Consider the following 9,111-nt stretch of genomic DNA (forward strand, 5'->3'; position numbering starts at 1 on the left):
GTCGGGGAGGGGGTCAGCGGGCGTCTTCCGGGAGCAGGCGGGCCAGGGTGCGCACCGCCCGGTACTGGAGGGTCTTGATGGCGCCCTCGTTCTTCCCCATCACCCGGGCCGTCTCCGCGACCGACAGGCCCTGGAGGAAGCGCAGGGTCACGCACTCCTGCTGCTGCGGGTTGAGCTTGCGGACGGCCTCCAGCAGGGCGGCGTTGGAGAGGGACTCCAGCACCGAGTCCTCGGGGGACCGTTCCACCTCGTTCGCGTCGAGCATCTCGCCCGTGGTCACTTCGAGGCGGAAGCGGCTGGACTTGAAGTGGTCGGCCACCAGGTTGCGGGCGATCGTCACGAGCCAGGCGCCGAAGTCGCGCCCCTGCCAGGTGAAGGTCGAGATGCGGCGCAGGGCGCGCAGGAACGTCTCGCTGGTGAGGTCCTCCGCGGTCGCCTTGCCGCCCACGCGGTAGTAGATGTACCGGTACACCGTGTCGCTGTACTGGTCGTACAGCCGGCCGAACGCCTCGGCCTCGCCGGCCTGCGCGCGCTCGACCAGGTCCATCATGCGGGCCTGGTCGCTGTCCGCGGTGGGCCGGCGGGCGGCCGGGGCGGTGGTGCCGGAGGTGGCGGTGCCGCCGGCCGTGCGACCGCGTCTGCCCACCGTCGCTCCGCCGTCGGCCAGGGCATAGCAAGGGCCGACCGGGCCGAGGCCGGCGGCGAGGGCGGGGACGGCGTACGCGGTGGGGACGAAGCCGCGCAGGTGGTCCAGGACCGTTGCGCGCAGCGTAGCCAGGCCCGAGGCGTCAACCCCGACAGGTGGGTACACGGGACTCCCAGAGGCAGAGCTTCCATCACGTGCAGTGCGAGGCCGTTCACCCGTCGTGGCGACAGATGGGCGGCGGCATGCGTCTGAGGAGAATAACGCTTCGTACAGGCGGCACTACACCCAGTTGCAGAAATCATCGATTCCGACACTTCTGTTGCGTGTCGAAGGCATATTCGGTCGCAATTGGTGATCGCTTGCTGATCGGTCGGTGACGCGGAATGGGCAGTTCCAGGCTGGCTCCGGACCGGGTCGCGCAGGCGTGCGTGCCCGCCCGCCGACGCGGGTAGGGCTGGGGGAATGTGCGCCGGGCAGCCCGGCGGGACGGCGCGGCCGCCGCCGTACGGGCGGTCGGGCCGCTCCGGTGCAGGCGGAGGGCCGCCCGGGCGCCGCGGAGGCTACTTGCGGCGGCGGTGCAGGGCGATGGCGGCCGCGGCGCCGCCCGCGATCGCGCCGACCCCGGCAGCCGCGGGGACGCCGACCTTCACGGCCTTGCGGCCGGTCCGATAGTCGCGCAGCCGCCAGTCGTGCTCTCGGGCATGCTTGCGCAGTTTTGTGTCCGGATTGATCGCGTACGGATGTCCGACGAGCGACAGCATCGGAATGTCGTTGTGCGAATCGGAGTACGCCGCGCACCGCTCCAGGTCGAGGCCCTCCGCCGCCGCCAGCGCGCGCACCGCCTCCGCCTTCGCCGGGCCGTGCAGCGGCTCGCCGACCAGGCGGCCGGTGTAGACGCCGTCCACGGACTCGGCGACCGTGCCCAGGGCGCCCGTCAGGCCGAGCCGGCGGGCGATGATCGTGGCCGTCTCGACCGGCGCGGCCGTCACCAGCCACACCTTCTGGCCGGCGTCGAGGTGCGCCTGGGCCAGGGCGCGGGTGCCGGGCCAGATCCGCTCGGCCATGTACTCGTCGTAGATCTCCTCGCCGATGGACATGAGCTCGCTGACCCGGTGCCCCTTGACGATGGACAGCGCGCTGTCGCGGGCGTCCTGCATGTGCTCGGGGTCCTCGACCCCGGCCAGCCGGAACCAGGCCTGCTGCCAGGCGAAGCGGGCGAGTTCGCGGCGGCGGAAGAACTCCCGCTTGTACAGGCCGCGGCCGAAGTGGAAGATCGCCGCGCCCTGCATGACGGTGTTGTCGAGGTCGAAGAAGGCGGCGGCCAGGTCGTCGCCGGCCACCGGGAACTCCGGTTCGACGGGTTCGGGCAGGGCGGGCTCGGGCCGGGCGACCTCCGGAGCCCGCGCTTCGAGGACCCGGGCGGTCTTGCGGGCGGCTTCGGCCGAGGCCTCGCCTGCCAGTACGCTCCGCGCGGTGGCGGAGCGCCTACGGGGGGTGAGCCATCCTCGAGCGGCCATGACGCGAGCATAGCCACTGTGTTCGGGACTTCCCGAACCGCGCGATTGCCGGGGCGTGAACTCCCCGGTGCGCGGGAGCCGGCGCGCGGGGCGGGAGAATGGGGGCATGAGCCCTTTGCTGCGCCGCAAGGAAAAGAAGAGCCCGGGCGAGCGGATGGTCACCCTCATCGGCAAGCCCGGGTGCCATCTGTGCGACGACGCCGAGGCCGTCGTCGCCCGCGTCTGCGCCGAGGTGGGTGCGCCGTGGGAGAAGAAGGACATCTCCCAGGACGAGGAGCTCTACCGGCGGCACTGGGAGCAGATCCCGGTGGTGCTCGTGGACGGCGAGCAGCACACCTTCTGGAGGGTGAACCCGGACCGGCTGCGCCGGGCGTTGGAGGGCTGACCGCCCGGCGGCTACCATCATGGGCGTTTTGTGGGTTCTCGGGGGCGTATGGGTGAGGAGTGTGTGTCGGTTTGCCCCCGGCAGGATCTGAACGGGTTCGGTGCGTTGTGCGCCGTTCGGCCACGGGCCCAGGGCGCGTGACCCCGGTCACTTTGGTCGGACAAAGCGGACACAATCTTTGTGCACGCGTTCACAAAGACATAGCCTGCTGTCGACGGGGCGGTCTCGGGACAGAGGACCGCCTTCAGCCCCGCTCATCCCGCAGGAGCATCGTGGCAACTGGCCGAACTCACCGACCGGCGACCCGCAGCCGAGGTATCCCCGAGGCCACCGTCGCCCGGCTTCCGCTGTACCTGCGCGCCCTGACCGCGCTCTCCGAGCGCTCGGTGCCCACGGTCTCCTCCGAGGAGCTGGCGGCGGCCGCCGGCGTCAACTCCGCCAAGCTGCGCAAGGACTTCTCCTACCTGGGCTCCTACGGCACCCGGGGCGTCGGCTACGACGTCGAGTACCTCGTCTACCAGATCTCCCGCGAGCTCGGCCTGACCCAGGACTGGCCCGTCGTCATCGTCGGCATCGGCAACCTCGGCGCGGCCCTCGCCAACTACGGGGGCTTCGCCTCCCGCGGCTTCCGTGTCGCCGCGCTGATCGACGCCGACCCGGCCATGGCCGGCAAGCCCGTCGCCGGCATGCCCGTCCAGCACACCGACGACCTCGAAAAGATCATCCGGGAGAACGGCGTCTCCATCGGCGTCATCGCCACCCCGGCGGGCGCCGCCCAGCAGGTCAGCGAGCGGCTGATCGCCGCCGGCGTCACCTCCATCCTGAACTTCGCGCCGACCGTCCTCTCCGTCCCGGACGGCGTCGACGTGCGCAAGGTCGACCTGTCGATCGAGCTGCAGATCCTCGCCTTCCACGAGCAGCGCAAGGCCGGCGAGGACTCCGCCGCCGCCGTCGCTGCGACCGCCTCCGCCTCCGCCGGGGCCGGTGCGGACTCCGCCGCCGCCGTCGTGCCGCCCGCCGCCCGCCCCGCCTCCGGCGCCCGCAAGCCCGGCCCCGAGGGCGACGTCCCGGCGGTGATGCCGGCATGAGCCTCCTCGTCGTGGGACTGAGCCACCGCAGCGCACCCGTGAGCGTGCTGGAGCGCGCCTCGCTGTCGGCCGACGCCAAGGTGAAGCTGCTGCACGACACCCTCGCCGCCGAACCGGCCGCCGAGGCCGCCGTGCTCGCCACCTGCAACCGCATCGAGCTGTACGCGGACGTCGACAAGTTCCACGCGGGCGTCGCCGAACTCTCCACGCTCCTCGCCCAGCACAGCGGCGTCGCGCTCGAAGAGCTCACCCCGTACCTGTACGTCCACTACGAGGACCGGGCCGTCCACCACCTCTTCTCGGTGGCCTGCGGACTGGACTCCATGGTCGTCGGCGAGGGCCAGATCCTCGGCCAGATCAAGGACACCCTGGCGCTCGGCCAGGAGCTCCACACCGCCGGCCGCCTGCTGAACGACCTGTTCCAGCAGGCCCTGCGGGTCGGCAAGCGCGCCCACTCCGAGACGGGCATCGACCGGGCCGGGCAGTCGCTCGTCACCTTCGGCCTGGAGCAGCTGACCGCCGGACGCGAACCCGTCGAGTCCTGGGCCGCCGGGAAGCGGGCCCTCGTCATCGGCGCCGGCTCCATGTCCTCCCTCGCCGCCGCCACCCTCGCCCGGGTCGGCGCCGCCGAGGTCGTCGTCGCCAACCGGACGGGCGCGCGCGCCGACCGTCTCGTCGAGATTCTGGTTGCCTCAGGCACAGGCGTGGCCGCCCGGGCGGTGACCATGGCCGCCGTCGCCGACGAACTGACACGAGTCGACGTCGTCGTCTCCTGCACCGGCGCCACCGGCCTCGTCCTCACCGGCGACGACGTCGCCGCCGCCCTGGCCCACACCCCGGCCGCGGCGCCCCGGACGCTCCCCGCGCAGGCCGGCCCGCGCACCGCCGCCCTGCCCGCCGGCCTCGACCCCGAGGTCGTCGCGCGCCTCGCGGCCGTCGCCGCGGCCGGCGGCCGCCTCGCCGACGCCGGAGTCGCCCGCACCCTCACCGGCACCCCCGGCACCGACCGCGACGGCTGCCCCGCCGACGCGCCGGCCGCCGCCGGGCGCGCCGCCCTCACCGGCGTCGACGCCACCGACCTCGAACTCCACGGCACCTGGGCCGACCAGGGCGAGGCCGCCGCCCAGCGGCAGCCGCGCAAGGGCACCCGCAGCCACGCGGACGGAACCCCCGTACGCCTGGCCCTGCTCGACCTCGCCATGCCCCGCGACATCGACGCCGCCGTGCACCGCATCCCCGGCGTACGCCTCGTCGACATCGAATCCCTCGCCGAGGCCTCCGCCGACGCGCCCATGGCCGCCGACGTCGACGCCGTGCGCGGCATCGTCGCCGACGAGGTCGCCGCCTTCGGCGCCGCCCAGCGCGCCGCCCACATCACCCCCACCGTCGTCGCCCTGCGCGCGATGGCCGCCGAGGTCGTCGCCATGGAGGTCGCACGCCTCCACGGGCGCCTGCCGGACCTCGACGACCGGCAGCGGGCCGAGGTCACCCAGACCGTCCGCCGCGTCGTCGACAAGCTCCTCCACGCCCCCACCGTGCGCGTCAAGCAGCTCGCCAGCGAGCCCGGCGGCGCCGGGTACGCCGACGCCCTGCGCGAACTCTTCGACCTCGACCCGCAGACGGTGGCCTCCGTCAGCCGGGCCGACGGGGCGGCCGCGGCCGGCCAGGCCAACCAGACCCACGACTCAGGACGGGCATCATGAATTCACGCTCCGACCAGCCCCTCCGGCTCGGCACGCGGCGCAGCAAGCTCGCCATGTCCCAGTCGGGGCACGTCGCCGACGCGGTGCGGGCCGTCACCGGCCGGTCCGTCGAGCTCGTGGAGATCACCACCTACGGCGACGTCTCCCGCGAGCACCTCGCGCAGATCGGCGGGACCGGCGTCTTCGTCACCGCCCTGCGCGACGCCCTGCTGCGCGGCGACGTCGACTTCGCCGTGCACTCGCTCAAGGACCTGCCGACCGCGCAGCCCGAGGACCTCGTCATCGCGGCCATGCCGCAGCGCGAGGACCCCCGCGACGCGCTCGTCGCCCGCGACGGCCTGACCTTCGAGGAGCTGCCCGACGGCGCCCGCGTCGGCACCGGCTCGCCCCGCCGCACCGCCCAGCTCCACCACTACGCCCGCACCCTCGGAAAGCGCATCGAGACCGTCGCCATCCGGGGGAACGTCGACACCCGCATCGGCTTCGTGCGGGACGGCGAGCTCGACGCCGTCGTCCTCGCCGCCGCCGGACTCAACCGGATCGGCCGCAGCGGCGAAGTCACCGACTACCTGTCGGTCGACAGCGTCCTGCCCGCACCCGGCCAGGGAGCCCTGGCCGTCGAGTGCCTCGCGTCCGACGCGGACCTCATCGCCGCCCTCGGCAAGCTCGACGACCCGCACACCCGGGCCGCCGTCACCGCCGAGCGGTCCCTGCTCGCCGCCCTGGAGGCCGGCTGCAGCGCCCCCGTGGGCGCGCTCGCCGACCTTCTGGCCGACGGGCAGATTGTCAATGAAATGCGCCTGCGCGGCGTCGTCGGCACCCTCGACGGCGCGACGCTCGTGCAGCTGTCCACCACCGGTCCCGTGCCCCAGTCGCACGACGAGGCCATGGCGCTCGGCCGCGAACTCGCGGACGAGATGCTGGCCAAGGGCGCGGCCGGTCTGATGGGGGAGCGATCCCTTTGAACCCCTCACGTCCCACCACCTCCGCTCTCCCTGTCGCCGCCGCCGGGCACGGGCACGTCACCTTCCTCGGTGCGGGCCCCGGCGACCCGGGACTGCTGACGCTGCGCGCCGTCGAGGCGCTCGCCGCCGCGGATGTGCTCATCGCGGAGCCCGAGGTGCTCGAGGTCGTCCGCACGCACGCGCGCGCCGGAGTGGACACGCCACAGCTGACGATCGCTGACGAGGCGTCAGCGGCCGCCGGAGTACCGGTGATCCGGGACGCCGCCAATCTTGTCATGGAGGCCGCGCGCTCCGGCAGGCGGGTCGTCCGTGCCGTCACCGGAGACCCCGGCCTCGACGGCAACGCGGCCTCCGAAATGCTGGCCTGCGCCGGCGAGGGCATCACCTTCGAGGTCGTGCCCGGCGTCGCCACCGCCGTCGGCGTCCCCGCCTACGCGGGCGTCCCGCTGCGCGGCGAGCAGGGCGCCGACGTCCGCTTCGTCGACGCCCGCAACGCCTCCGCGCAGTGCTGGAGCGAGGTCGGCGCCGGCCACGGCGTCGTCGTCGTCTCCGCCACCCTGGAGACCGTCCCCGCCGCCTGCGCCGAGCTCGTCGCCGCCGGCCGCGCCGGCGACACCCCGCTCACCGTCACCGTCGGCGGCACCACCACCCGCCAGCGGACCTGGAACGCCACCCTCGGCACCATCGCCCAGGTCTTCAAGCAGGGCAAGGTCCTTCCCTCCCCCGAGGGCGCCCGCCCGGTCATAGCCGTCGTCGGCGAACAGGGCGCCGCCGCCCGCCGCGAGGAGCTCGCCTGGTTCGAGTCGAAGCCGCTGTTCGGCTGGCGGGTGCTCGTCCCCCGCACCAAGGAGCAGGCCGCCTCCCTCTCCGACCAGCTCCGCTCCTACGGCGCCGTGCCGCACGAGGTCCCCACCATCGCCGTGGAGCCGCCGCGCACCCCGCAGCAGATGGAGCGCGCCGTCAAGGGCCTCGTCACCGGCCGCTACGAGTGGATCGCCTTCACCTCGGTCAACGCCGTCAAGGCGGTGCGCGAGAAGTTCGAGGAGTACGGGCTCGACGCGCGCGCCTTCGCCGGGATCAAGGTCGCGGCGGTGGGGGAGCAGACCGCCGCCGCCCTCGTCGAGTTCGGTGTCAAGCCCGACCTCGTGCCCAGCGGCGAGCAGTCCGCAGCCGGACTGCTGGAGGACTGGCCCCCGTACGACCCGGTCTTCGACCCGATCGACCGCGTCTTCCTGCCGCGCGCCGACATCGCCACCGAGACCCTCGTCGCCGGGCTGATAGAGCTCGGCTGGGAGGTCGACGACGTCACCGCCTACCGGACCGTGCGCGCCTCGCCCCCGCCGGCGGACACGCGCGAGGCGATCAAGGGCGGCGGCTTCGACGCCGTTCTCTTCACCTCGTCCTCGACGGTGCGCAACCTCGTCGGCATCGCCGGCAAGCCGCACAACGTCACCGTCATCGCCTGCATCGGCCCGGCGACCGCGAAGACGGCGGAGGAGCACGGCCTGCGGGTCGACGTCCTGTCGCCGGAGCCGAGCGTGAGCAAGCTCGCCGAAGCCCTCGCCGAGTACGGCGCGGCGCGCCGCGAGGCCGCCAAGGAGGCCGGCGAGTCCGTGTCCCGGCCCAGCGAGCGCCGGCCGGGGGCGCGGCGGCGCCGGACGACCTGAGGGACGACCCGCACGGCGAGTGGCGCCGAGGGCCCGGGTGCAGCCGCACCCGGGCCCTCACGCGTCGCGGGGCGGACCCGGCCCTAGGCTGGGTCCCGACTGCTGTCGAAGCTCGAAGAGGCGACTGAAGATGAGCGCGTACGGATCCTTCCCCGGCTCGCGGCCCCGCCGGCTGCGCACCACCCCTGCCATGCGGCGGATGGTCGCGGAGACCCGGCTGCACCCCTCCGACCTGATCCTCCCGGCGTTCGTCCGGGAGGGCCTGAGCGAGCCGCTGCCGATCAAGGCGATGCCGGGCGTGGTCCAGCACACCCGCGACACCCTGCGGAAGGCCGCCGCCGAGGCCGTCGAGGCGGGTGTCGCGGGCATCATGCTCTTCGGGGTGCCCGCGGATGAGAACAAGGACGCGCTGGGCACGGCGGGCACCGAGCCCGACGGCATCCTGCAGGTCGCGATCCGCGACGTGAAGGCGGAGGTCGGGGACGACCTGGTGATCATGTCGGACCTGTGCCTCGACGAGTACACCGACCACGGCCACTGCGGCGTCCTCGACGCGCAGGGGCGCGTCGACAACGACGCCACGTTGGAGCGGTACGCCGAGATGGCGCAGGTCCAGGCCGACGCGGGCGTCCACGTCGTCGGGCCGAGCGGCATGATGGACGGCCAGGTCGGCGTCATCCGGGACGCGCTGGACGAGACCGGCCACGAGGACGTCGCCATCCTGGCGTACACGGCGAAGTATTCGTCCGCGTTCTACGGCCCCTTCCGCGAGGCCGTCGCCTCTTCGCTCCAGGGCGACCGCAAGAGCTACCAGCAGGACCCGGCCAACGCCCGCGAGTCGCTGCGCGAGCTGGCGCTCGACCTGGAGGAGGGCGCCGACATGGTCATGGTCAAGCCGGCCGGCCCGTACCTCGACATCCTCTACCGGGTCGCCCAGGCCGTCGACGTACCGGTGTCCGCGTACCAGATCAGCGGCGAGTACGCGATGATCGAGGCGGCCGCGGAGAAGGGCTGGGTGGAGCGCGACCGCGCCATCATGGAGACGCTGACCGGCATCAAGCGGGCGGGCGCGGACACGATCCTGACGTACTGGGCGACTGAGGCTGCGGGGTGGCTGCGGCGGGAGCGGTGACGGGGGTC

The 9,111-nt window shown here is 73.5% G+C and carries 8 protein-coding genes; 6 read left to right on the forward strand and 2 right to left on the reverse strand.

The annotated features are described in order from the left end of the window. Positions 1-13: 13 nt before the first annotated feature. Together EF903_RS22480 and EF903_RS22485 are read right to left on the reverse strand one after the other, a co-directional pair. Complete coding sequence (locus tag EF903_RS22480) at positions 14-811, reverse strand: ECF subfamily RNA polymerase sigma factor, BldN family (protein WP_125545922.1); 798 nt, start codon at positions 809-811, stop codon at positions 14-16. A 395-nt stretch (positions 812-1,206) separates the two neighbouring features. After that, positions 1,207-2,163, reverse strand: coding sequence for an HAD family phosphatase (locus tag EF903_RS22485; protein WP_125545924.1), 957 nt, complete (start codon positions 2,161-2,163; stop codon positions 1,207-1,209). A 106-nt stretch (positions 2,164-2,269) separates the two neighbouring features. On the opposite strand from EF903_RS22485, the gene EF903_RS22490 reads away from it, so the two are divergent. The 6 genes from EF903_RS22490 (at position 2,270) to hemB (ending at position 9,103) form a co-directional block, all read left to right on the forward strand. Then, positions 2,270-2,548, forward strand: a complete 279-nt coding sequence (locus EF903_RS22490) for a glutaredoxin family protein (RefSeq protein WP_114053610.1) — start codon at positions 2,270-2,272, stop codon at positions 2,546-2,548. A 272-nt stretch (positions 2,549-2,820) separates the two neighbouring features. After that, on the forward strand, positions 2,821-3,636 hold the full coding sequence (locus EF903_RS22495; protein WP_125545926.1) for a redox-sensing transcriptional repressor Rex: 816 nt from the start codon (positions 2,821-2,823) through the stop codon (positions 3,634-3,636). Then, on the forward strand, positions 3,633-5,339 hold the full coding sequence (locus EF903_RS22500; protein WP_125545928.1) for a glutamyl-tRNA reductase: 1,707 nt from the start codon (positions 3,633-3,635) through the stop codon (positions 5,337-5,339). The genes EF903_RS22495 and EF903_RS22500 overlap by 4 nt, the downstream gene beginning before the upstream one ends. Continuing rightward, the gene (hemC, locus tag EF903_RS22505) at positions 5,336-6,304 is read left to right on the forward strand and encodes a hydroxymethylbilane synthase (RefSeq protein ID WP_125545930.1); all 969 of its coding nucleotides are present in this window, start codon (positions 5,336-5,338) and stop codon (positions 6,302-6,304) included. The genes EF903_RS22500 and hemC overlap by 4 nt, the downstream gene beginning before the upstream one ends. After that, positions 6,301-7,971: a uroporphyrinogen-III synthase gene (locus EF903_RS22510; RefSeq protein WP_125545932.1), complete on the forward strand. Its 1,671-nt coding sequence runs from the start codon at positions 6,301-6,303 to the stop codon at positions 7,969-7,971. The genes hemC and EF903_RS22510 overlap by 4 nt, the downstream gene beginning before the upstream one ends. 130 nt (positions 7,972-8,101) lie before the next feature. Next, positions 8,102-9,103: a porphobilinogen synthase gene (hemB, locus tag EF903_RS22515; protein WP_125545934.1), complete on the forward strand. Its 1,002-nt coding sequence runs from the start codon at positions 8,102-8,104 to the stop codon at positions 9,101-9,103. Positions 9,104-9,111: the final 8 nt, after the last annotated feature.

Source organism: Streptomyces sp. WAC05292 (assembly GCF_003949955.1).
GTDB classification, from domain to species: Bacteria; Actinomycetota; Actinomycetes; order Streptomycetales; family Streptomycetaceae; genus Streptomyces; species Streptomyces globosus.

Excerpts from the sequence above, each read along its gene's own strand:
- hemC (WP_125545930.1), top strand. The coding sequence starts at position 5,336 with ATGAATTCACGCTCCGACCAGCCCCTCCGGCTCGGCACGCGGCGCAGC.
- EF903_RS22485 (WP_125545924.1), bottom strand. The coding sequence starts at position 2,163 with ATGGCCGCTCGAGGATGGCTCACCCCCCGTAGGCGCTCCGCCACCGCG.
- EF903_RS22500 (WP_125545928.1), top strand. The coding sequence starts at position 3,633 with ATGAGCCTCCTCGTCGTGGGACTGAGCCACCGCAGCGCACCCGTGAGC.
- hemB (WP_125545934.1), top strand. The coding sequence starts at position 8,102 with ATGAGCGCGTACGGATCCTTCCCCGGCTCGCGGCCCCGCCGGCTGCGC.
- EF903_RS22490 (WP_114053610.1), top strand. The coding sequence starts at position 2,270 with ATGAGCCCTTTGCTGCGCCGCAAGGAAAAGAAGAGCCCGGGCGAGCGG.